The 22,078-nt window shown below is 44.0% G+C and carries 23 protein-coding genes, 1 tRNA gene and 1 riboswitch; of the genes, 16 read left to right on the forward strand and 8 right to left on the reverse strand.

Translation table 11 applies throughout. The features are described 5' to 3' along the window. Window positions 1–390 precede the first annotated feature (390 nt). Together KTE19_RS06530 and KTE19_RS06535 are read right to left on the reverse strand one after the other, a co-directional pair. Window positions 391–462, reverse strand: a tRNA-Arg gene (locus tag KTE19_RS06530). 51 nt (window positions 463–513) lie between these two features. Continuing rightward, window positions 514–843 carry a hypothetical protein gene (locus KTE19_RS06535; RefSeq protein ID WP_217165260.1) on the reverse strand — a complete coding sequence of 110 codons (330 nt, stop codon included), beginning with the start codon at window positions 841–843 and terminating at the stop codon, window positions 514–516. Window positions 844–1,253: 410 nt separating this feature from the next. On the opposite strand from KTE19_RS06535, the gene KTE19_RS06540 reads away from it, so the two are divergent. From KTE19_RS06540 to KTE19_RS06550, 3 genes are read left to right on the forward strand one after another with little or no spacing between them, the layout of a single operon-like run. Next, complete coding sequence (locus KTE19_RS06540; protein ID WP_217165263.1) at window positions 1,254–1,901, forward strand: NAD(P)H-hydrate epimerase; 648 nt, start codon at window positions 1,254–1,256, stop codon at window positions 1,899–1,901. A gap of 58 nt (window positions 1,902–1,959) precedes the next feature. Then, window positions 1,960–2,523, forward strand: a complete 564-nt coding sequence (locus tag KTE19_RS06545) for a M15 family metallopeptidase (protein WP_217165264.1) — start codon at window positions 1,960–1,962, stop codon at window positions 2,521–2,523. A gap of 25 nt (window positions 2,524–2,548) precedes the next feature. Continuing rightward, window positions 2,549–4,429, forward strand: coding sequence for an FAD/NAD(P)-binding protein (locus KTE19_RS06550; RefSeq protein WP_217341897.1), 1,881 nt, complete (start codon window positions 2,549–2,551; stop codon window positions 4,427–4,429). A gap of 145 nt (window positions 4,430–4,574) precedes the next feature. Here KTE19_RS06550 and KTE19_RS06555 read toward each other — a convergent pair whose 3' ends face one another. Continuing rightward, window positions 4,575–5,216 carry an LVIS_2131 family protein gene (locus KTE19_RS06555; RefSeq protein ID WP_217165268.1) on the reverse strand — a complete coding sequence of 214 codons (642 nt, stop codon included), beginning with the start codon at window positions 5,214–5,216 and terminating at the stop codon, window positions 4,575–4,577. A 372-nt stretch (window positions 5,217–5,588) separates the two neighbouring features. On the opposite strand from KTE19_RS06555, the gene KTE19_RS06560 reads away from it, so the two are divergent. Then, window positions 5,589–6,527 carry a linear amide C-N hydrolase gene (locus tag KTE19_RS06560; RefSeq protein WP_217341898.1) on the forward strand — a complete coding sequence of 313 codons (939 nt, stop codon included), beginning with the start codon at window positions 5,589–5,591 and terminating at the stop codon, window positions 6,525–6,527. Here KTE19_RS06560 and KTE19_RS06565 read toward each other — a convergent pair. Further along, entirely contained in the window at window positions 6,519–7,325 is an 807-nt protein-coding gene (locus tag KTE19_RS06565) for an HAD family hydrolase (RefSeq protein ID WP_249778608.1), read from the reverse strand. The genes KTE19_RS06560 and KTE19_RS06565 overlap by 9 nt on opposite strands. Before the next feature lie 116 nt (window positions 7,326–7,441). Then, window positions 7,442–7,531, forward strand: a riboswitch (TPP riboswitch). Window positions 7,532–7,725: 194 nt separating this feature from the next. On the opposite strand from KTE19_RS06565, the gene KTE19_RS06570 reads away from it, so the two are divergent. From KTE19_RS06570 to KTE19_RS06590, 5 genes are all read left to right on the forward strand, one after another. Then, the gene (locus KTE19_RS06570) at window positions 7,726–8,319 is read left to right on the forward strand and encodes an ECF transporter S component (protein ID WP_217163836.1); all 594 of its coding nucleotides are present in this window, start codon (window positions 7,726–7,728) and stop codon (window positions 8,317–8,319) included. An 18-nt stretch (window positions 8,320–8,337) separates the two neighbouring features. Further along, window positions 8,338–9,768 carry an ATP-binding cassette domain-containing protein gene (locus tag KTE19_RS06575; protein ID WP_217163834.1) on the forward strand — a complete coding sequence of 477 codons (1,431 nt, stop codon included), beginning with the start codon at window positions 8,338–8,340 and terminating at the stop codon, window positions 9,766–9,768. Next, the gene (locus KTE19_RS06580) at window positions 9,765–10,418 is read left to right on the forward strand and encodes an energy-coupling factor transporter transmembrane component T family protein (RefSeq protein WP_217341899.1); all 654 of its coding nucleotides are present in this window, start codon (window positions 9,765–9,767) and stop codon (window positions 10,416–10,418) included. The genes KTE19_RS06575 and KTE19_RS06580 overlap by 4 nt, the downstream gene beginning before the upstream one ends. A 130-nt stretch (window positions 10,419–10,548) precedes the next feature. Then, the gene (locus KTE19_RS06585) at window positions 10,549–10,863 is read left to right on the forward strand and encodes a hypothetical protein (RefSeq protein WP_217163830.1); all 315 of its coding nucleotides are present in this window, start codon (window positions 10,549–10,551) and stop codon (window positions 10,861–10,863) included. A gap of 70 nt (window positions 10,864–10,933) precedes the next feature. Beyond that, entirely contained in the window at window positions 10,934–11,119 is a 186-nt protein-coding gene (locus KTE19_RS06590; protein WP_054747491.1) for an LBP_cg2779 family protein, read from the forward strand. Window positions 11,120–11,372: 253 nt separating this feature from the next. Here KTE19_RS06590 and KTE19_RS06595 read toward each other — a convergent pair whose 3' ends face one another. The 4 genes from KTE19_RS06595 to KTE19_RS06610 form a co-directional block, all read right to left on the reverse strand. Continuing rightward, the gene (locus tag KTE19_RS06595; protein WP_217163828.1) at window positions 11,373–12,101 is read right to left on the reverse strand and encodes a glucose 1-dehydrogenase; all 729 of its coding nucleotides are present in this window, start codon (window positions 12,099–12,101) and stop codon (window positions 11,373–11,375) included. A 544-nt stretch (window positions 12,102–12,645) separates the two neighbouring features. Further along, a complete protein-coding gene (locus KTE19_RS06600) occupies window positions 12,646–12,885 on the reverse strand; it encodes a zinc ribbon domain-containing protein (RefSeq protein WP_249778459.1) in 240 nt (79 codons plus the stop codon). A 33-nt stretch (window positions 12,886–12,918) separates the two neighbouring features. After that, window positions 12,919–14,082: a hypothetical protein gene (locus tag KTE19_RS06605; protein ID WP_217163826.1), complete on the reverse strand. Its 1,164-nt coding sequence runs from the start codon at window positions 14,080–14,082 to the stop codon at window positions 12,919–12,921. A gap of 133 nt (window positions 14,083–14,215) precedes the next feature. Next, on the reverse strand, window positions 14,216–15,190 hold the full coding sequence (locus KTE19_RS06610) for an asparaginase (RefSeq protein ID WP_217341900.1): 975 nt from the start codon (window positions 15,188–15,190) through the stop codon (window positions 14,216–14,218). Window positions 15,191–15,293: 103 nt separating this feature from the next. Between KTE19_RS06610 and KTE19_RS06615 the strand changes: the two genes are divergently transcribed. From KTE19_RS06615 to KTE19_RS06645, 7 genes are all read left to right on the forward strand, one after another. Then, window positions 15,294–15,665 carry a hypothetical protein gene (locus KTE19_RS06615; protein WP_054747499.1) on the forward strand — a complete coding sequence of 124 codons (372 nt, stop codon included), beginning with the start codon at window positions 15,294–15,296 and terminating at the stop codon, window positions 15,663–15,665. Window positions 15,666–16,110: 445 nt separating this feature from the next. Then, window positions 16,111–17,199, forward strand: a complete 1,089-nt coding sequence (locus tag KTE19_RS06620) for an ABC transporter ATP-binding protein (RefSeq protein ID WP_217341901.1) — start codon at window positions 16,111–16,113, stop codon at window positions 17,197–17,199. 15 nt (window positions 17,200–17,214) lie between these two features. Then, entirely contained in the window at window positions 17,215–18,024 is an 810-nt protein-coding gene (locus tag KTE19_RS06625) for an ABC transporter permease (RefSeq protein WP_217163820.1), read from the forward strand. Continuing rightward, entirely contained in the window at window positions 18,024–18,845 is an 822-nt protein-coding gene (locus KTE19_RS06630) for an ABC transporter permease (RefSeq protein WP_217163838.1), read from the forward strand. The genes KTE19_RS06625 and KTE19_RS06630 overlap by 1 nt, the downstream gene beginning before the upstream one ends. After that, the gene (locus KTE19_RS06635) at window positions 18,842–19,912 is read left to right on the forward strand and encodes an ABC transporter substrate-binding protein (RefSeq protein WP_217163817.1); all 1,071 of its coding nucleotides are present in this window, start codon (window positions 18,842–18,844) and stop codon (window positions 19,910–19,912) included. Before KTE19_RS06630 ends, KTE19_RS06635 begins: the two co-directional genes overlap by 4 nt. Before the next feature lie 65 nt (window positions 19,913–19,977). Next, window positions 19,978–20,307 carry a hypothetical protein gene (locus tag KTE19_RS06640; protein ID WP_056983416.1) on the forward strand — a complete coding sequence of 110 codons (330 nt, stop codon included), beginning with the start codon at window positions 19,978–19,980 and terminating at the stop codon, window positions 20,305–20,307. A 309-nt stretch (window positions 20,308–20,616) separates the two neighbouring features. Further along, window positions 20,617–22,056 carry an MFS transporter gene (locus KTE19_RS06645; protein WP_217341902.1) on the forward strand — a complete coding sequence of 480 codons (1,440 nt, stop codon included), beginning with the start codon at window positions 20,617–20,619 and terminating at the stop codon, window positions 22,054–22,056. The last annotated feature ends 22 nt before the right edge of the window (window positions 22,057–22,078 follow it).

A 22,078-nucleotide genomic window follows, 5' to 3' on the forward strand; every position in this document is an offset into this window, starting at 1 on the left:
TAAAAATTCCTTCCTTTTGAGAGACGATTTATTCATTATACCCTCTCTTAAAAGTTGTCTCAGGAATCAGCTTACATCCAAAATATTTAATTATCATTCCTGGTGCTAAATCTGCCATATAAATTCTCCTAACATTTATTTAATTGATAGCACACCAAAGTCTCTAGTAAATTATTCCACAGAATCCTTAGAGACAGTTACACAGTAAAGAAGAACCCATAACAGAAAAGAAAAGCCAGCAAGCCCAAACAGCTTTGCTGACCAATGAAAGGTATTCTCGTAAATTCGTCATGATTTTCGTCATAACTTTAGACAAAGACCAATCAATTTTTACTTTTTGGATGCTTCAAATAGTCTCAGACTACCCGGCATATCCACGCTTCACACTTATGCGTCCCCCGAGAGTCGAACTCGGATCATGAGGACCGAAATCTCATGTGCTATCCATTACACTAAGGACGCCTTACATCATATTATTATAGCGAATTTTGAATATTAATACAACCATCAATGCTAAGAAAATTCGCGGGCAACGCGATCAGCTTGGTCTTCCAAGTAACACATTAATTGATTGCCGTCTTTTTGAAAATCGGCTTCAAAGGAATCACCGATTGGCTTGATCTTTTTGAGTAACTCCTTCTTCAATCCGTAAACTTCGATCTCTTTACCGACTAACTTGCCAGTATCGTAATGCCCTTCCTCGGCTTCATCCAAGTAACCTTGGAATGCATCCTCAATCACTTGTTTCATCAGCCCTTCCCTGGTTGTTTCCGGGTGACGGGCTTTTTCGATTGCAAATTTATCTTCGAATTCAGGCATATTTTCTGGATAATCCAGTGACATTGTCTCACCTCATTTGAAATTTGGATGATCGTCATCCATTTACTCACGCACTTTATATCGTAACATTATTTTGCGCAACGGTTTATTGCTTGCATTTCCATCCCATTTAGATGAACATATACATGAATAATGTTTTGATTCTAGGACAGCTGCGTAAAGCAGAAGTCTGCATGTAAGTACCACCGAGAGAAATTCCAGAATCGGGAATTTTCCTCGGCGGCGACTTACACTCCGACTTCTAACCGCTTTACTTAGCTCACTTATTTTAGGACAGCTCCTCAAAGCAGAAAGCTACTTGTAAGGACCTCAGAGAAAAATTTCAAAACCGGAAATTTCTTTCCGAGGAGACTTACACTCCGATCTCTAACCGCTTTGATCCGCTCACTTTTACATTTAGGAGGCATTTATTCATGGTACAAACAATTTCAGTTGAAGAATCACGACAATTAGACGATAAAACCATTAATCAAATCGGCATCCCTTCCATGGTCCTCATGGAACGAGCCGGACTTAAAATATATGATGATATGCGCAACAACTCGGATCTCGATTTAAATAAGGTCTTGATCCTTGCCGGGACAGGCAATAACGGTGGCGACGGTTTGGTCGTGGCCCGCTTGCTCTGTACCCACGGTTATGATGTATCAATCCTCACAGTTGGCAATCCCGATCATGCCAGCGAAGATCACGTCAGCCAACAAAAAATTTGTGACTATTATCAAATCCCCAAGGCTTTTATGGACGCCGATTTCAACAAATACACGACCTTGGTCGATGCGTTATTCGGCAGCGGTCTTTCTCGCAATGTTGGGGGTGACTTTGCGACGGTGATTGACAAGGCCAACGCTTCAACGGCAAAGATCCACGCCATCGACATCCCCTCGGGCTTAAACGGCGATACCGGCAAAGCAATGGGCACAGCCATCAAAGCAGATTCGACCTCAACAATCGCCTACGCCAAAGCAGGGATGGTTAAGCCAAACGCCCAACCATACGTTGGCAAATTATTGATTGATGACATTGGCATTTATAAGGGCAACACATTTGATAATGAATAAATATTAACTTATTATAGGAGTAACTTGTTTAGCGCTGAACATACCAGGAGGTGCCATCATGGCAGGCAAAAAGGATCAAGGATACGTTAACGTGCACGATGTTGACCCGGATATTATTGTTGATTTGAAGTACGCAACCACGGACAACTTCACCCATCAAGTGGTGTATGACTTTGATCAGGCAATTTCACGGATTGATACAGTGACCAAGTTGGGGTCAGCTAGTAACGCCCTCAAAAAGCAAGGTTACCGCCTCCGAATTTGGGACGCTTATCGACCAACTTACGCCCAACGCAAGCTATTCGAAGTTTATCCAGACCCAATTTGGGTCGCAAAACCTGATCCAAATTTTAGTCATCAAAAGGGCATCACCTTTGACCTCACTTTGACTGACATGGACGGTCACAACCTGGAGATGCCAACCCCATTCGATGATTTTACTGGCTTGGCAAAACGCAGCGAGTACGATTCATGGACCCCAGCTGCCCAAAAGAACTATGACATTTTAAATGATGCAATGACAGCTGCAGGCTTTAACGGCTACGAAAATGAATGGTGGGACTTTCGGGATACGGATGCAGATAAATTTGGTCCGTTAGAAGTTGACCCGAAGGATTACTAATATATAGAAACTAGGAGTAAGGAATATGAACGTTGGAATCATTGGTGCGGGACCACGTGGGGTAATCTTAACGTCCCAACTACTAAATCAATTTAAATATAACGATAACCAGCCAGAAAACCTAACGATCACAATTTTTGATCCGTATGGAATCGGCGGTCGGGTTTGGCGCAAAGATCAGTGGGACGGCTTAATCATGAACACCCCTGCCGACCAAATCACCCTCTTCACAGACGCTTCGGTTAATATGACCAGCAAAGTCTATGATGGCCCATCGCTTTTTGAGTGGGCTGCCAGTTCTGAGGCGCAGGACTACTTAACTGCTAATGGCTACCCAAGCGAAGTCAAGACAGCCGCTAGTAATCTAGACGGCCGAGATTATGCGCCCCGAGTTTTATATGGCGCCTACATCAGGTGGTTCTTCAGCGAACTAATGAATCAGTGCCCAATTGAATCAACCGTCACCGTTGAAAAAGCGGAAGTTGTGGATTTGCAATACAATGCCAATCAGCGTATCACATTGAAGACGGATGATCACCAATATGCTTTTGATAAAGTGGTCATGAGCCTGGGCCAACAAGACAACTACCTCAACGACGAGGAGCAGCAGTTGGCAACCTATGCCCAACAAAATAAATTAACCTACATCTCCCCAACCCACCCAGGTGATGCTAACCTCAACGACATCCCTGCCGGTGAACCAGTTATCATCCGCGGGCTTGGGTTAAGTTTTTACGACTACGTGTCTGAATTGACGCTTGGCCGTGGTGGGACCTATATGAAAAACGACGATGGCAGCTTATCCTACCAGCCAACTGGCAGAGAACCTCGAATCATCGCGGGCTCTCGTCGAGGGATCCCTTATTATCCAAAGGCAATCAGCGAAAAAGGTTACGGTGAACAAGCTCAGCCGGTCTTTTTAACGGCAGCGAACATGGATCAAGTTTCCGTTGATGGCAAACTGCCCTTTGCGGAATTCATGCGATTGTTAAAGCTCGACCTCGACCTGGTTTATTACAGTTTGCTCATTCGCGACAAGTTCCCATACAAGAGTGCCACTGATTTCAAAGACCGGTTCATCAACTCTGACAATCGACCGGCTGTGCTGGCCGCGTTCGGTTTTCAAGAAGAAGATATCTTTGATTGGGACTACATTGTTAATCCATTTAAAGATGTCCAAGTAATTGGCACTGAAGATTACCAATCTGTGTTAATCAACTGGCTCAGCCGAGTCATTCCAGATGCTGAAGCGGGATCTAAAACTGGCCCAACGTCCTCGGCACTTGAGCTATTGCGCGATTTCCGGCCAGCTTTCAGAAAGATTATCGCGGAGAATCGATTCTCAAACGAAGATTACGTGAACAAATTCTTAGATGAATTTGGTTCAGTCATCAGTTTCTTATCAGTTGGTGCCCCCGTTTTGCGGAGTGAACAATTATCCGCTCTGATCCGCAGTGGCCTGGTCACAATTTTAGCTCCAGGGATGGAATTAAAAACACAGAATGGCTGGTACGTCACAGCTTCACCGAAACGGAACACCGATGTGTACAAATCCACCGCAGTCCTTGAAGCCAGAGTACCAAAACCCGACTTAACGATTACAGCCAATCCTTTATTGGAAAGCTTGGTTGACAATCAATTGGCGCGCACTAAAACTCTCAAAGTCAACGACCAGGATGTCGGTCTGGCAGCAGTTGATGTTCAGCCTGACTCCGATCAGCTGATTAATAAGGGCGGTGCCAAACAGCCCAACGTGTATATTTGGGGTGTCCCCTTAGAAGGATTGAGGTTTGCCACAAACGCCAGCCCCCGTCCGGGAGTTAACGATATCAACCTCCAGACAGCTGATAAGATTGCGGCAAGTGTCCTGGGCCTCAAAACGGCAGATAAGGTGGATATGAACTAAATTTGTGGGAAAATCGCAACTTGTTTGAATAAATGTAAAAGAAAGCCACGGCAGCAGGTAGTTGTCATGGCTTTTAATTGTCATTAATTTGATCGAACCCAACAGTTGAGTATTCCGAGCTTCTTATTGGAAAAAAGCGCCAATGCTACCCGTTTGTCTTTGTACTCTGAACTTCCATGAATGACCGATCCGGAATTCGGATCAAACTAAATCGGTTGGCTTGACGGCCAGCATGCAGGCCGATTCCGTTAAACCAGTTTTTCTTATAAGTGGCTGTGACGGTTGCGACCCAAGCATGTTGATATCGATCGTCCAGATGGTTCAACCACTCCTTGTTCCACTTGTAGGTTTCAGCTTGCAGGTTCAGGTTGCTCTTGCCATAGACCACCGTCGCGTTTAAGCTGTTAACTTGATATTTACCGCCTTCCACGTAGTATGTATAGTTTTGAACAGGATTTCGACCGGAACCATTTTGCACTTGCACGTAGTCCGATTGGTCGTTCTTGTATTGGATGATCAATGGCTTGTACTCGTAACTGGTCGTCACCCGGCTTTGATCCATTTTGGCAACGTCTTGGAAAAATGTCGCGTACGACATCCCCCAAACAGCCAACAAAAAGACGACAATCTCACCACAGGAGATGCTAAAGTTTTGCCAAGTGAAGCTTTTTTTAGTTGTCACTATTAATTTCAACCGGCGGGCCCGCATATCGTGGATCATCCAAACCAAATAAAAAATCAAGATGAGCCAAAGCCCCATACCAATCAAATTCCAGGCGGATTTCATAACTGATTCCCCTTTTTACTTGTTATTGAGTTTAGTTTACACTAATTAAGAGTGCGAAAACAAGCGGTTAGCGACTGGAATATAAGTCGCCTACTGGGAGAATTCCCGGTTTTGGAATTTTTTCAGTAGGTGCTTATATGCAAGTCGCCGCTTGATTGAGCACATTTCAATCAGAGTGCGAAAACAAGCGATTAACAATCGGAGTGTAAGTCTTCTTTGGAAGAAATTCCCGGTTTTGGAATTTTTCCAGTAGGTGCTTATACGCCAACGATCACTTGATGAAACAGTCCGACTCTAAACTTGGAACTAAATCCATTCTAACATTCTTAAATGCCATTCATCCATTTCGAAAACTCATCGAGGTGACCTCACATGTGCACCAGCTTAACCATTCAATCAAATAATCATCATGCGCTTCTCGGCCGCACCATGGACTTCCCAATAGAGGCCAAGTGGCATCCAACTCTCATCAATCAAACCAGTTACCAAACTGCACTCGCGGGCAAGCGACCACTTAAATACCCATACGTCGGCGGTGGTCGTCATGAAAGCCGCATCGATATTTTGATAGCCGATGGCGTTAACATTGCCGGCTTAAGTTGCGCCGAGCTCATGTTTCCGCTCAAAGCACACTATCTGGCTAATGAAGTCCCAGAAAAGTTGAACCTCACCCCACAGGATTTCCTGCCTTGGGTTCTCGGCGAACATAATTCAATCGAAGCCGTGAAAAACGAGCTTTCAGACGTTGCCCTGATTGGTAAAAATTGGCTTGCGGGCCAAGAAGTTTTTTCGTTTCACTGGATTTTGACCGACCAAACTGGGCAAACATTAATTATTGAACCAACTCAAAATGGCATGGAAATCATTGCCGATTCCATCGGTGTCCTGACCAATTCGCCAACTTATCCCGAACACATGCGGCGGCTTGCCAAGGAGCTAAACGGATCCTCAAATAAAGAAAGCTTAGTCCAGCAATCCCGACGTCTTGTCTTGAATCAGCAAATCCCCGCAGCCACCAACACGCCAACTTCGCGATTCCTTGAAGCGGCAGTCGTTAAGCTCGGGAATTCACCGGCCCCAAATCAGTTTGTGGCTCGAAACCGCTTGTTTAATGTCTTAAATGCGGTTGCTATCCCTTATCAACAGACAATGAATGCCCATCCCAATTTTAATTATACCCATTACATTTCAATTTTAGATTCAACCAATCAGACTTATTTCTTCAAATATCATGACGACAACCAAGTTTTCAGTTTCTCGCTGCCACAACTCATTGCCAATTATCCCAACACGGCCAAATTTCTAGCCTAAATATTTGGCAATCTGCTTTTGAACGCCCTGTTCTTCGTTAGTTTCATCCGTCACCAAATCAACTCGGGATAACAAGTCTTCAGCGGCATTCTTCATTGCATAGCCCTCGCCAGCTGCCTCAATCATCTCAAAGTCATTGCCGTTATCACCAAATGCGGCAACGTCCCCAAACGACAGGTTCCAATCAGCCAACAGGGTCTGGAGACCACTAAGCTTGCTGATACCGTCGACCATGACGTCCAGCCCATTCATGCCAGAAGACGTGGCCGCAAGTTGGCCGCTAAATTTGTGGTTAAACTCATCTTGGCGTTTAACGACCCCACCAGCTTCCCAAGTGATATCAAGCTTGTAAATTGAATCAAACACCAATTTCAAATCACGCATCGACTGCATGTTTTCGTAAAAATACTGGGAAGCCTTAAAGCGTTTTGAATCAGCCGGCAAGTTACAATAGGTGCCGTTTCTGCCAACCAAAATAATCTCGGCGCCCGCATAAAGTGATTCGGATTCGAGGTACTCGAGTGCTTTTCTTAAAACGAGATGGTCAATAATCTCTTCGGTCACAATCACGCCACGTTCATCAACGACCAACGCCCCATTGTTACAAATATACGAAATCGGTCCAGAAACGTTTTTAAACAATTCAAGCAGGTGTTGATACTGATTACTGCTTGCCGAAACAAAGTGCAACCCCTGCTTTTTCATTTCATCAAGTTGAGCTTGAAACGCCTGCTTATCAAAGGTGCCCTCATCATTTAAAAACGTGCCGTCCATGTCGCTTGCAATCACTTTAACCAACGCCAATTCCTCCTGTTATTTCAGTTTGATCATTCGTTGTTTCCATACATTCATTCTACAATGTCGTGAATTAGTTTGTAAATTGCTTTTATATTTAGTATACTAAATTTAATCATACAACTTATCTGGGGTGCCTAAAGGCTGAGAAAAACCCATCGAACCTGATCTGGTCAGTACCAGCGAAGGGAGCATACTTCCGTTGTATCCAAATGGATTATTTGCAATAGATGAATTTCGCAGCCAGGGTAAAACTTCAAGTTTTGCGCTGGCTTTTTTGAATGCTCTGATGGTTTTTCGGTGACCGAGTGAGCCCGGTCTTACCAGCAGACACCTCTTGCCAACACCAAGTCGTTTGGCACTCCAGATAATTGGGTGAAATATCATATTGGAGGCATTATTCATGGATAACAAGACTCAACCCGCTACTAATCGGGAACATCAAAGCAAATGGACGCTTCGTAACATTATCCTAATTGCTTTGATTGCTATTTTTACTGGAATTATTTTTTGGGGAGCTGGTTTCCTCTATACAGCGCTAACCGTTGTACTCACACCAATTGGTGCTGCCCCCTTTGCCAATGATCTCTTAATGGGATTGTGGTGTATGGCCGGCCCATTGACTGGCTTTGTGGTTCGGACTTTCGGATCTGCTTTTGTTGGTGAATTTCTCGGAGCTGCCGTTGAAGTCTTTCTTGGTGGCCAATGGGGTGCCGGTGCCTTTATCTCTGGCTTGGTTCAAGGAATTGGTTCCGAACTTGGATTCGCCTTCACTGGCTACAAGCGTTACGACTGGGTTGGCTTGAACGCCTCAATTTTCACCACCGTTGTTGTGACCTTCGCCTGGGACGTGATTAAGAATGGCTACAACAAATTCGGCATTCCACTATTGTTGGCACTCTTTGTCACTCGTTACATCTCAACCTTCATTTTTGGTGGTGTTTTAACCAAGATGATTGTTCGTCTTTTGGATCGTAGTAACGCATTTTCACTTTAACCGCTAGGAGTTCTGATAATGACTGACGTCTTGATTGACCACTTCACTTATGAATACCCCGGCAGCACCGTCAAGGTATTGAACGACGTGGACGTAACTTTTAAACACAACCATTTTTCTTTACTGACCGGTCCATCCGGCAGTGGGAAATCAACACTCCTGTATTTTATTGCTGGATTGTATCCGCATTTTATTGGCAACGATGCTCTGGGAGGCATCAAGTTCGGTGACACGGATATCAAACAAATTCCAAGCAACGAAATCAGCCATTCGGTTGCGATGATGTTTCAAAACCCCAACCAACAGTTTGCCATGGACACTGTCATCCATGAGCTGACCTTTGTGCTGGAAAATATGCTGGTGGATCCTGCCAAGATAGATGGGATTATCAACCACGCATTAGATTTTTGTGGCATCAAACAGTTACGCTCCAGGGTTATCAATACCTTGTCCGGTGGGGAAAAGCAGCGGGTGGCATTAGCCTGCATCGTTGCGATGGATCCACCGGTAATCGTTTTGGATGAGCCGTTTGCCAGCATCGACCCAGATTCACGATTGGATCTGATCAAAAAGCTCAAACAGCTTCAAGTGGAACACGGGAAAACCATTATCCTCGCAGACCATGACCTTAACGATTACAAAGGTGTCATTGACGAGTTCTATTATCTCGATCCGGATACGCATCACATTAGTTTGTTAGATTCACAATCTGCCCAACACTTCTTCGATAATTTTAAAAACACGCAGACAATTAATAAGCAAGTTGCGATCCCAACTGAGGCCGCTCCGTCAATCATTAATATCAAGGATTTTAAACTCCAACCGCACCATTCACTGTTATTGAAGCTGGGTGACTTTAAGTTCTGTAAAGAAAAGACCACTTTGATCACTGGCGCCAATGGAATTGGCAAGTCGACATTATTTAACGCGCTGACCAAATTGTTGCCGTATAATGGCGAAATCGACTTTGCTGGCAAGAACATCCAGAAAATTCGGCCGTTGCCATACGCTAAAAATGTCACGCTGCTATTTCAGGATGCCGAAAATCAATTTTTGAATATTACCGTTAAAGAGGAACTTGATTTATCTCTTAAGAACAGGACAAATCAAGCCTACTCAATCGATGATGTTCAAACGATGCTCAAAGAACTCAGCATTGACGGCCGTGATGACCAAGTCGTTTATTCATTAAGTGAAGGCCAAAAGAAAAAGCTACAGATCATCGAAATGTTAATCATGAATCCGCCGGTCCTCTTGATGGATGAACCATTCAAAGGATTGGATTATCATTCGCTAGAGGTCGTTGTCGGCTTCTTAAACCGGTCCAAGCAGGAATTTCACCAGACCCAAATTATTATTTCTCACCAACTGTCCGGTTTGGATACCCTCATCGACTATCACGCAAACTTTGCGGATCAAAATCTGACTTACCAGGAGGTTATCAAATGAATCCTGGATTAAAGTTACTATTAGTGATGGCAATTGCCCTAGAAATTTCGTTTACCCAGTCGTTGATTGTCAATGTGATCCTCATCGGTGTCAGCTTCATTTACATTCTCTTTAATCGGGTAACCTTCAAAGCGTTAATTGGCTTAATTTTCTGGCCGTTATTCCCTGCCCTTGGATTATTTGTTTCCCAATGGCTTTACGGGAGCGCTGGTATCCATTTTGCTTGGATCCTGTTTACTCGAATTTACGCCTACGTATTTCTTGGAGCAACTTTTACACTGACAAGCAGCATCACCAATTTAGCATTAACGTTGGAGCAGGATTTTCGGTTACCCTCCAAATTTGCATACGGCGTCCTGGCTGCCTTTAACCTGATGCCCAAAATCAACGAAGAAGTCCAGATCATTAAAACTTCCGCGTTGATGCGCGGCGAGGCCCTTCACTTCTGGTCACCCAAATTGTACTTCAAAGCGATCTTATCATCGATTCAATGGTCACAAAATCTGGCCGAAGCGATGACGTCCCATGGCTTCGTGGAAGACCAAGGAAGAACCCATTACCGAGTGATTAAGATTACCAGAATGGACTGGGTTTGGTTTATTGGCCTGTTTGGGATTGTGCAAGTTCTATTATTCTTCATCAGATATTGAAAGCTTTTATTCCTGAATTTTCTATTTTGCATTATAATTAAATGCGAGAGTAGAAAGAGTGTGCGGCTGAGCGGTTTATGTGCATTTCATCACTGTTTGGCAGAACACATTTAGGAAGAAGGCGTTTAGAATGCGGGCAAACATGTTTGCATTTGCGTTCGGCATTTTTGCATTAGTTGTCGGCGTAATGATCGACCTGTTCGGACTATTTAATCAGTTTATGTCCCTGGACAGCGGCAAGACCGTTTTAACCGGTAGTATTACTTTTCTGTTAGGCTTAGCGTTTCTGTCATTGCCCAATCGCATTGAACGATACCTTGGTGAAGCAGTGGTCACATTGGGGTTACTGTATTACTTCTATATCCAAACCAACAACTTATGGGTGGCAATTATTATCGTTGCCATTATCGCTGCGGTCATGGAATATGGGTTAAAGCATCGTTAATGTGTGCCGATTTGCTTTTTATTGCTATAATATATGTATGGCAACACGAGGTTTATCAAATGGAGGAATTATGATGGCAGAACAATTTAGTACCTTAGCTGAAGAAATTATTAATTACCAAAAGAAAAACGACATGCCTGATACTGCGTTAGCATTTAACTTGCACATTTCCGTTGAACGCCTCCACGATATCAAATCGATGGAATCAGAACCGACTCCAGATGAGAAGAGAACGATAGAAGCGGTGGTTCGTTAATTAAGGATGTGAAGCCAAGCAAACCTGGCTTGTCAGACTCTCTTAACAGAAATTACGAGCTTGGGCTTTTGCTAAGGAAGCTTACATGGAAGTTTCTGCTTGGTGGCGCACCATTCGGCCATACCACAACCGCAAGTCAACCACTATCATCACAAAAAGTTTCAGCAATCATTATTTAAAAAATGAAAAGATGACCCAAAACAGAAATTTGTTTGCTTTGGATCATCTTTTTTAGTTGGGAGTGCCTCGAATTTTACTGAGCAGTCAGTCCACCATCTACCACAAACTCTGATCCTGTTGAATAGCTGGAATCATCTGATGCCAAGAACAGGACCATCTTTGATACTTCTTCCGGTTCTGCCACTCTCTGTAGTGGAATGGCTTTGGCAAATTCTTTGATAACTGCTTCGCTATCACCTTGGTGAATCATCGGCGTGGAAATGACGCCTGGGTGCACTGAATTAACCCGGATTCCTGCGTGTGCCAATTGCAGAGCAGCAGCTTTCGTCATTCCTCTAACAGCGAACTTGGTGTCCGTGTAGCCAATTGCACCACCAACTAATCCATTCATCGAAGAAATGTTAACGATACTACCACCATTTTTCATTGCAGGTGAAGCATATTTCATCCCTAAAAAGACTGATAGCTGGTTAATCTTGAAAATCTTCATGTAGTCATCCACAGTAATGGCTTCCAGTGGTTTATTGAAACTAATTCCGGCGTTATTAACCAAAATGTCTAAGGAGCCAAATTGATCGACTGTAGCATTCACCACATCTTTCCAATTGTCTTCATTCGATACATCCTGCTTCAAGAAAATCACGTTGTCGCCAAGTTCTTGAGCTAACGCGCTTCCCTTTTCTTCGTTAATATCAGTAATTGCAACCTTCGCGCCTTCATCAACAAATAATCTTGCGTGACTTGCGCCCATCCCCTGAGATGCACCGGTAATGATCGCAACTTTGCCGTCTAATTTTCCCATAATGTACCTCCTAAAAAGTGAGCGGATCCAAGCGATTAGGGATCGGAATGTAAGTCTCCTTGAACAGAAATTCCGGTTTTGGGGATTTTTGTTCAAGGTGCTTACATGCAGATCCCTGCTTGGAGGAGCTGTCCTAATACAAGTGAGCGGAGCTAGGCGCTTAGAAATTGGAACATAAGTCTCCTCAATCGTAAATCCTGGTTTTGAGGATTTATGATTGAGGTGCTTATGTGGAAATTTCTGCCTAGAGCAGCTGTCCTAGAAAGTAAGCAAGTCCAAGCACTTACTACCCTAAACCAAACTCTCCCATCCAACTAAATTATACATTATTATTATAGTTTTCATAAGAAATTTGCCTGAAATTTAGAAATTGGCAACTTTGTCCTAATCCTAAAATTAAAGCAGCTAGCGCAGTCATTCCAGTTTTTGAATGACGACACTACCTGCTTTAACTTTTAGAATCAGTTGTTTAATTGTTTGTCACAAGATTTATCAATCTGAAAGCAATTCAAGATAAACGAAGGCCTTATACCGTGGCTTCGCTTCAAGGCTGCTTATGAAAGAGGCGCTGCCAAAACGATGAACGTTTAGGCTGTTTCAGATCTCCTCGATCTTGATGATACCGTTTCATCCCCTCTTTGTAAGGATTACTGAACAGTTGATTGTACGAGGGCTTGTGCTGCTCCTGCTTTGGCAGTTTCTTACCACAATTGGGACAAACCACATCATTAGCAGCTAACTTAGCCCCACAATATGGACAGTATGCAAAACCATTGGCCATCATCTATCACCCCACTCACTTGACCGCCAGGCTCGATTAGTCAACTTCATTTTCCGCCAAGAAGGCTTTCAAATAATCAAAGGCCATCTCGCGGATCGTCTCAATCCCAACTTGTTTGGTCTGCGACTCACCTTCAGCATCGACATCCAGCAATTCAACGTCGAGAACGCCGGTTTTAAAATCTAGGGACATTGGATAGCCAACGAAGTTTTCTTCATCGCTGGTTTCAAATCGAACCACATTGCGATAATTAATTGCTTGAGTAATGATGTTGACCAAGATGTTATCCGCATTATCAAATGCGCGGTCAGCGTTTAACACGGGGAGAGCAAAATCTTTTGCCTGTTGATTAGCAGCGACAAATTTTTCGACGACCCGCAGATAATCGGCGTCCACAATCAGCCGGCGAATATCATCATAACGAATCCAGACATACCCGCCAAATCGCCCGTTCATATCCACAACGAGCATGACAACCTCGCTATCGTTGTTTGCGATAATTTTGCCGACGTAGAAATATTTGCGGTCATCATTGGTATCGACAATGAGCCAACTGCCATCCTTTCGCAATTGGGTGGCTCGGTTTTTAAAGGCAGTCAAATCCGCAATCACAACGTCGTCAACGTGATTAGCAGGTTTAATCACTGGCAACACATCCTGCAACAGTTGCAATTCCGTGCCGCCAAATTCAATCCCCCGAATGTCAGTAAATTTAATCACATATTTCGGTCGTTTCGAGAAATCATATTTATTGATATTTTGAAAGGCGACGCCATTGGGTTGCACCTCGTCAATCAAGCCTTCGTTGTATTTTAATTTATCAGCGTCCTTGGTAATAATCAGTGAGACCCGCTGATCTTCATGCAAAGTTTTGATAACCCGGTCGAACAGTGAATCACTCATCTTAATCGGCATGTCAAACGGCGGATTTACAGCCATATGATGCGATTCATCAAAGGCAATTCGTTCCTTCATATTCGCCAAATCGTAACTATCGGTTTCAATTTGCTTAACTGAGCTAATCTTGAGATACACTTCGCCGTCTTGAAGCCCATAGTCGTTATACGTGATCATAATAAAATCTTTGGAACTCAAATACTGAATAATCCCGGTATAAACAATGTCACTATCCTTTTGAAATGCGTTAATCAGCAGTTCGTCAATCTGAGCTGCCCGCAATTTGTCGTAAATGGTTTTCAATGTGTTTTGTCCCTTCTCTCTATAAATGGATTTTCTTAATTGCTGTGACTAATTGATTAGGACGAAAATTCAGCTTACATAGAAACAAACCGCTCCACAAAATAAATACTGTTTCTTTCAGTCCAATCCAGGATTATGAAATTGCATTGCTGACAAACTCTGCCAGCCGCTTTCCTTTTAATCCATCGCTAATTCCCACTAGTAATTTAATCCGGGCCTTTTGACCATTCAATCCCTGACATAGAATGGTTCCCATCTTTTTCAACTGGATGCCGCCACCCTCATAATCGTAGATGTCTTGGGCAACCCCGTTATAACACCTGGAAACTAAAACAATTGGAATCTTGTTGTCAATGAGTCGTTTAACTGCGGGTAAGGTTTGTGGCGGCAAATTTCCGGCACCGAGCCCCTCGATTACCAAGCCTTTCGTTTCTGGTTTATTGATGGCATCAAACAGTTCGCCATCCATTCCAGCGTATGCCTTAATCAAAAACACCCCACTGACGACGTGATTAATATCAGCGACTTCCGTTCGAATCAATTCTTGGAAGTATTTTGCCTTGTTTTGGGTTACAATACCAATTGGTCCAAATGTTGGCGTTCTAAATGTCGCCACGTTGGTCGTGTGGGTTTTGGTCACATATCTGGCCGTGTGAATTTCATCATTCATCACAACCAGCACGCCCTTGCCATAAGATTCATCAGTTGCCGCCACCATAATGGCATTCCGAAAATTGTACAACCCATCTGAACCAATTTCATTTGAGGAACGCATGGCCCCCGTTAGCACCACTGGAATTGTGTTTGGCAACGTTAAATCCAGAAAATACGCGGTTTCTTCCAACGTATCCGTTCCATGGGTAATGACGACCCCGTCGATACCGTCATCAATTGCTTTCATAATCCGCTGTTTGATTTTTAACATCACAGCTGGGGTCACGTGTGGAGATGGCAAATTGAATAGTCCGTCGGTGATCAATTTAATTCGGCCCTGTAGGATCACCTGTTGATCAGCAATTGGGTTCTCGTCATTTGGGACCACTTCGCCTTTTTCGTTTTGCGACATCGAAATTGTGCCGCCCGTGTGAATTGCAAGAATTGTTTTCATTTTTATTGAGTTCCTCCATCAACCTGTTAATCTATATTATTGTAACGTAAAATAGCAAGTGAAACCTATATTTCACACTTACTTATAAGAAAGAAGCAAAGTAATGGCCAATTCTGATAGATATTATACTCCCCAAGATTCAAAAGATGCGATGCGACAAATCGAAATGCTGTTTAATAAATACAAAGACGCGCCGCTGACCCAAGAACTTGTCGATTATCACCAAAATTTGGTTAATCGGTTAAAGACAGATATCTTAGCGGCAGCAACCAAGGAGGGCGTTCAATCCCGAGTTGAGTCAATTCATTCGATGGTAGCTGTCATGAATAACTGGCTGCAAATCAAACTTAGCGGCAAGCCTTTTAATGGCAAAATGGTCCACTTCCGGTTTGTTGCAGATAATGCCCAACCAAGATTCAAACGCCGCGTGCATAAAATGAAGGGCAGCAGCAATCACCGGGCATCCGGGCACTAGTCGTTTCGCTTGTGGTGGATCGGTCATGATCGGTATAATTGATGTGTTCACATTGTGGCGGATGATGGCGAAAGTCTTAGTTGGGGCTGAGTGGTGGCTTTTTGGATCTGCTCGCTTGTTAGGACAGCTATGGCTCTGCTAGGCATAAATTTCCATATAAGCGCCTAGCGACACTTACTTGTCTTTAGGCTCCGTAAAGCAGAGATCTGCATGTAAGCACCTCGAACAAAAATTCCCAAAACCAGAATTTCTGTTCAAGGAGACTTACATTCCGATCCCTAACCGCTTGGATCCGCTCACTTGCATTAGGACAGCTGCGTAAAGCAGAAGTCTGCATGTAAGCACCATCGAGAAAAATTCCAGAATCGGGAATTTCCCTCGATGGAGACTTACACTCCGACTTCTAACCGCTTTACTTCGCTCACTTATTTTAGGAGGGAAACCATTGAGCAAAACCATTGTTGAACTAAAAGACGTTTACAAAACTTATGACGACGGCTTTACAGCTCTCAAAGACATTAGTTTCAAATTAAATCAGGGGGAATTCTACACACTATTGGGGCCTTCCGGTTGTGGGAAGACCACCATCTTACAATCAATTGCCGGCTTTACCGAAGTCACTTCCGGTGAAGTTCTCTTCGACGGCAAACGAATTAATGATATTCCAGCTAATAAACGCCAATTAAACACTGTATTCCAAGATTACGCCCTATTTCCAAACATGAACGTGTTTGAAAACGTTGCTTTCGGGTTAGTCGTTCACGACATCAAAAAAGACGAAGTCGAACAACGCGTTCATGACGCGCTTAAGATGGTCCAGCTTGAAAAGTACGCCAACCGGGAAATTTCAGAGCTCTCAGGCGGCCAACAGCAGCGAATCGCGATTGCTCGGGCAATTGTTAACCGGCCTAAAGTTTTGCTGTTAGATGAGCCGTTATCGGCCTTAGACGCCAAGTTGCGAAAGGACATGCAGTACGAACTGCGGGAACTCCAGCAGCAACTTGGGATTACGTTCCTGTTTGTCACCCACGACCAAGAAGAGGCTTTAGCAATGAGTGATGAAATCTTCGTGATGAACAAGGGAGAAATCCTTCAAAAAGGAGATCCCGTCGATATCTACGATGAACCCATTAATCACTTTGTCGCCGATTTCATCGGGGAAAGCAATATTATCCCCGGCAAAATGGTCGCCGACTTCCAAGTCGCTTTTCTTGGTCATCAATTTGAATGTTCGGATGCCGGAATGCGGCCAAACGAACCAGTTGAAGTTGTTATTCGACCGGAAGATTTGGTTATCACAACCCCCGAAAAGGGCAAGCTGCAGGTCAAAGTCGACACGCAGCTTTTCCGGGGTGACTACTACGAAATCCTCGCCTACGATGAACAAGGCAACGAATGGTTGATTCATTCAACCAATGCCACTAAAGATAACTCAATTGTAGGCCTCACGTTCGGGCCAAACGACATGCACATCATGCGTTACAATGAGTCAGAAGCCAAATTTAACAGCCGGCTTGAAAGTTATGAAGATTAGGGGGTGGCAATGGCGATGAAGAAAAGTTTTAAAGGTCTTTTTTACACCCCATACATTCTATGGCTGGCGATGTTCGTGATCGCGCCGGTTGCCCTAATTATCTATTATTCATTTTTTGATATTCACCATCAATTCACTTTCTCCAATTATCGGGTGTTCTTCGAATCCGGGACTTATCTGACAATGACTGCCAATTCTGTGTTGTACGCATTTTTGATCACGGTCATTTCGATCCTAATCAGTTATCCAATGGCCCTGGTCATCAGTCGACTTAAACACCGGGATTTATGGATTCTGCTAGTCATTTTGCCAACGTGGATCAACCTGCTGCTCAAGGCATATGCCTTCATTGGGTTACTGAGCCGAGACGGTTTAGTCAACAACCTATTTGAATTTTTCGGAATTCCCGCCCAACAAATGCTCTTCACGGATGCCAGCTTTATTTTGGTCGCTGCCTACATTCAAATTCCATTTATGATCTTGCCAATCTACAATTCAATGACCGACATCAGCGACTCATACATTCGCGCCAGCAGTGACCTAGGAGCGACCAAGTGGCAGACGTTAACCAAAATTATCATCCCGATGACCATGCCCGGCATTAAATCCGGCATTCAAATTGTCTTCATCCCTTCACTATCACTCTTCATGCTTTCCAGATTAATCGGTGGTAATAAAATCATCACTCTGGGAACTGCGGTTGAGGAACATTTTCTCACTACTATGAATTGGGGAATGGGTTCAACAATTGGGGTCGTCTTGATCATTTCGATGGTGGTTGTCATGCTGTTCACCAATACCAAACGTAAAGGGAGGCGGTCATGATGGATAATCGCGCCTCAAAGCTCGGCAAATTCTATATTATTTTCGTGTTTTTACTGATGTACATGCCAATCTTCTATCTGATTATTTATTCCTTTAGTAAGGGCACTACCATGGCCAATTTCGATGGCTTCACGTTGAGCCACTATGGCGAATTGTTTGCCGATAAACGCATGTTAGCCATTTTTCTGGATACGATTTTAATTGCCTTATTATCCTCACTATTTTCAACCATTATCGGGACGATGGGCGCTATCGCCGTTCATAATACCAAGCGGCGCCATCAGCGGGAAACCTTGTTGTCGTTAAACAGCATCCTGTTGGTTTCGCCGGATGTAATTATCGGTGCCAGTTTTCTGATCTTTTTCACGGCGTTGAAATTGCCACTTGGCTTTTGGTCAGTACTTCTAAGCCACATCGCCTTTGAAATTCCAATTGTCCTGTTAATGGTTTTGCCACGGCTGGATGAGATGAGTCCATCCCTGATTAATGCCGCAATGGATTTAGGGGCCACTTCAACTCAAATCCTCAGCAAAATCACCCTGCCATTTATCCAACCCGGGATTATTGCCGGGTTTTTCATGGCGATCACCTACTCGCTAGACGATTTTGCGGTTACCTTCTTCGTCACAGGTAACGGCTTTACCACGTTGTCAGTTGAGATTTACTCACGAGCTCGCCAAGGGATCAGTTTAGAAATCAATGCATTAGCTGGCATCATGTTTATCTTCTCACTGGTTTTAGTTGGCATTTATTATCTGATCGAAAACCACAACCTTTCCAGTGGCCGCAAGTTGGACAGAGTGGAGGTGCCTGATCGATGAAAAAATTTGTCATTACGATCATCACAATTCTAGTTCTCTGTGCTGGACTGGGATATGGCAGCCATGAGCTCACCAAATCTACCGGTGATTCCGGAAGCAAGGTACTCAACCTGTACAATTGGGGCGATTATATCGACCCAGCCCTGCTGACGAAATTCCAGAAAGAAACCGGCTACCATGTCAATGTCGAAACCTTTGATAGTAACGAAGCCATGTATACCAAGATTAAACAAGGTGGCACCAACTACGATTTGACCGTTCCAAGTGACTACATGGTCCAGAAAATGAAAGCTGATCATATGCTCATTCCACTGGACAAGTCCAAACTAACCGGCATGCAAAATTATGGCTCCTCATTCATGAATAAGAGCTTTGATCCTGGCAACCGTTACTCAATCCCTTATTTCTGGGGAACTTTGGGAATCATTTATAACGATCAAGATGTCAAGCCCGGTTCGCTGGAACATTGGAATCAATTATGGCAGCCTCAATATAAGGACGGCATCATGCTCATCGATTCAGCCCGGGACATCATGGGTTTCTCACTGATTTCGTTGGGTAAGTCCGTCAACACGACAAAGACGGCAAATTTGCTGGCGGCCAGAAATAAGCTCAACCGCTTATCACCAAATGTGAAAGCCGTTGTCGCCGATGAAATCAAAATGTATATGGCGGAAGGCGAAGCCCCAGTTGCAGTTGACTGGTCTGGTGAGGCATCCGAAATGATGTCACAAAATTCTCACCTGCACTACGTTGTCCCAACCGAGGGCAGCAACATGTGGTTCGATAATTTAGTCATTCCAAAGACCGCCAAACATTTCAAAGCCATTTACGCGTTCCTAAACTTCATGAACAAACCGGAAAATGCGGCTCAAAACGCCAAATATATCGGCTATTCAACCCCTAATAATCAAGCGTTGAAGCTGTTGCCAAAGTCCGTTCGAAACGACAAACAATTTTACCCACCACAGAAAGTTTTGGACCGCTTGCAGGTTTACAGCAACTTAAGCCCAACGAAGGTGCAACAGTATAATGATTTGTACCTAGAGTTTAAGATGCACCATTAATCAAAAGTAAGATTGGTCATAACGATCCAAATGCATTAAACTAAATGATGAGGTGAAAAATAATAATGGCAAAGAAAAACATGAAAAAAGAAATTATGCTCGATATGGATGAATTTATCGTGACATACGCGGCAACCCTCTTGGATCCCAACAAGAATCTTTCTCAATTAGTTTATGACACCGCAAAGGATGACTTAACTAAGATGGATGACTTGTTCAAGGATAATGGCTTTGGCCGCAAGAACAAGTTCCATAATATCGGTGAAGGCTTCTTGCGTGACTATTACAATTTGGACGAAGAGGAAGCCAAAAAGCAGGCGGATCAATTGGCAAAGGACGCCATGGATTATCTGGGTAAAAATGTGCAGTTCTTTGAAACGTGGAGAACAGATTAGAGTGTGAAGCCAAGCGGTTAGAAATCGGAGTGTAAGTCGCCTGGACGAGAAAATTCCTGGGTTTGGAATTTTTCGGGCAGGTGCTTACATGGAGATTCCTGCTTGGAAGAACACGTTTGCAACCAATCCACCTAAAGAATGGCATCAGTGATGAGATTACCCATCACTGGTACCATTCTTTTCTGTAAAAATTTCACCAATCACGTTGATTACCCATTGCCCAAGGACCACAAGCAAATTTTCTCTCTTTTCGCAAATTTTGTTTCATAATGGACTCAATCATTAAACAAGTGAAAGGAGAGGTTTTCGATGAACAACACCCCCGCACCAAAATCAGAAACGCAAAAAAACGGCTGGTGGATTCTAGTTTCGATTGGTACCTTCGCCTTCATGTCCAATTTGGATTCCAGCATCGTCAACATTGCTATGCCGTTGATGGCCAAACAGCTCAGAGTCCCAATGAATGAAATTGAATGGGTCGTTTCTTCATATCTGATTGTGTTAACGGCCTTGCTACTATTCTTTGGCAAGCTGGGTGACATTTATGGCAAGGTAAAAGTCTTTCGAATTGGAACGATCGTCTTCTTGTTGGGGTCTTTCCTATCTGGGCTTCAGATCAACTTTCCATTCTTATTAGTTGGCCGAGTGATTCAAGGCACTGGCGCAGCGATGACTCTGTCAAACACTTATGGGATTACCACTTCCACGTTTGGAGTCAAAGAACGAGGCCGGGCAATGGGATTTGTGGGAACTTTCGTTGCATTGGGCGCGATTGCCGGTCCTGGCCTTGGCGGTTTAATTCTGTCCCGGCTTTCCTGGGGCTACATCTTTTGGGTCAACTTACCATTTGGAATCTTTGCCGTGATTCTCGGAGCCATTGTGATGCCCAAGAACTTTCAAACAACTCCCGGCAGTATTGATTGGTTGGGGTTCATGAACTTTGCGATCTTAATTGTCAGCCTCTTCCTTGGGGTCTTCATCGGCCAAGAGATTGGTTATGCTGCCCCAGTTCCACTGATCTTATTTGCAATCGCACTTATCACGCTCTATGGCTTTTACCGCACTGAAAAACACGCGGATAATCCCTTGATGCCCCTCACGTTATTTAAAATCAAGCCATTCACTTACGGTCTTGGGGCAGCCATTCTCATTTTTCTATCTAATTTCTTTACGGTCGTCATTGTGCCATTTTACCTTGAAGATGCCCGCCAATTGACGGCTGGTCAAGCTGGTGCCCTCCTAATTATTTTCCCAGTCGTGATGGTGTTTGCCGGCCCGCTGGGTGGTTGGCTGGCCGACAAATTTTCACCAGCAACTGTTGCCTCAGCTGGCCTATTGATCGTCGCCATTGCCCAAACGTTATATATTTTCCTGACCCTGACCAGTCCCATCTGGGTTTATGTTGCCATCACAATTGTCATGGCAACGGGTACCGGGCTCTTCCAGTCACCAAACAGCGACATTGTCATGTCGGTGGTACCCAAGAATTCTCTGGGGAGTGCTGGCAGTTTAAACGCCTTGGCCCGAAATATTGGGATGATTTCTGGGACTGCCCTGTCAACGACAGCGCTGTTTGTCGGGATGAGCATCAAGGCCGGCTTCCATGTCACCACTTATCTGCCAAAGCAGCCGGAAACGTTCATTTTTGGCATGCACGTGGCCTTCGCCATTTCCCTTTTGATCATTATTGGGGCTTTAATCCTATCAATTCTGCAAGGCCGCAATGTCAAACCGGAAGATATGAAATAGTCCAACTTTTAGTCTAAACTAA

This window comes from Lentilactobacillus dabitei (assembly GCF_019061365.1).
GTDB lineage: Bacteria > Bacillota > Bacilli > Lactobacillales > Lactobacillaceae > Lentilactobacillus > Lentilactobacillus dabitei.

Bases quoted from the DNA above. Each gene is read 5' to 3' on its own strand.
- KTE19_RS06615 (WP_054747499.1), top strand. From the start codon at position 15,294: ATGGCCAATTCTGATAGATATTATACTCCCCAAGATTCAAAAGATGCG.
- KTE19_RS06635 (WP_217163817.1), top strand. From the start codon at position 18,842: ATGAAAAAATTTGTCATTACGATCATCACAATTCTAGTTCTCTGTGCT.
- KTE19_RS06630 (WP_217163838.1), top strand. From the start codon at position 18,024: ATGGATAATCGCGCCTCAAAGCTCGGCAAATTCTATATTATTTTCGTG.
- KTE19_RS06535 (WP_217165260.1), bottom strand. From the start codon at position 843: ATGTCACTGGATTATCCAGAAAATATGCCTGAATTCGAAGATAAATTT.
- KTE19_RS06540 (WP_217165263.1), top strand. From the start codon at position 1,254: ATGGTACAAACAATTTCAGTTGAAGAATCACGACAATTAGACGATAAA.
- KTE19_RS06575 (WP_217163834.1), top strand. From the start codon at position 8,338: ATGACTGACGTCTTGATTGACCACTTCACTTATGAATACCCCGGCAGC.
- KTE19_RS06550 (WP_217341897.1), top strand. From the start codon at position 2,549: ATGAACGTTGGAATCATTGGTGCGGGACCACGTGGGGTAATCTTAACG.
- KTE19_RS06570 (WP_217163836.1), top strand. From the start codon at position 7,726: ATGGATAACAAGACTCAACCCGCTACTAATCGGGAACATCAAAGCAAA.
- KTE19_RS06645 (WP_217341902.1), top strand. From the start codon at position 20,617: ATGAACAACACCCCCGCACCAAAATCAGAAACGCAAAAAAACGGCTGG.
- KTE19_RS06595 (WP_217163828.1), bottom strand. From the start codon at position 12,101: ATGGGAAAATTAGACGGCAAAGTTGCGATCATTACCGGTGCATCTCAG.
- KTE19_RS06545 (WP_217165264.1), top strand. From the start codon at position 1,960: ATGGCAGGCAAAAAGGATCAAGGATACGTTAACGTGCACGATGTTGAC.
- KTE19_RS06590 (WP_054747491.1), top strand. From the start codon at position 10,934: ATGATGGCAGAACAATTTAGTACCTTAGCTGAAGAAATTATTAATTAC.
- KTE19_RS06580 (WP_217341899.1), top strand. From the start codon at position 9,765: ATGAATCCTGGATTAAAGTTACTATTAGTGATGGCAATTGCCCTAGAA.
- KTE19_RS06560 (WP_217341898.1), top strand. From the start codon at position 5,589: ATGTGCACCAGCTTAACCATTCAATCAAATAATCATCATGCGCTTCTC.
- KTE19_RS06585 (WP_217163830.1), top strand. From the start codon at position 10,549: ATGCGGGCAAACATGTTTGCATTTGCGTTCGGCATTTTTGCATTAGTT.
- KTE19_RS06555 (WP_217165268.1), bottom strand. From the start codon at position 5,216: ATGAAATCCGCCTGGAATTTGATTGGTATGGGGCTTTGGCTCATCTTG.
- KTE19_RS06640 (WP_056983416.1), top strand. From the start codon at position 19,978: ATGGCAAAGAAAAACATGAAAAAAGAAATTATGCTCGATATGGATGAA.
- KTE19_RS06625 (WP_217163820.1), top strand. From the start codon at position 17,215: ATGAAGAAAAGTTTTAAAGGTCTTTTTTACACCCCATACATTCTATGG.
- KTE19_RS06610 (WP_217341900.1), bottom strand. From the start codon at position 15,190: ATGAAAACAATTCTTGCAATTCACACGGGCGGCACAATTTCGATGTCG.
- KTE19_RS06600 (WP_249778459.1), bottom strand. From the start codon at position 12,885: ATGATGGCCAATGGTTTTGCATACTGTCCATATTGTGGGGCTAAGTTA.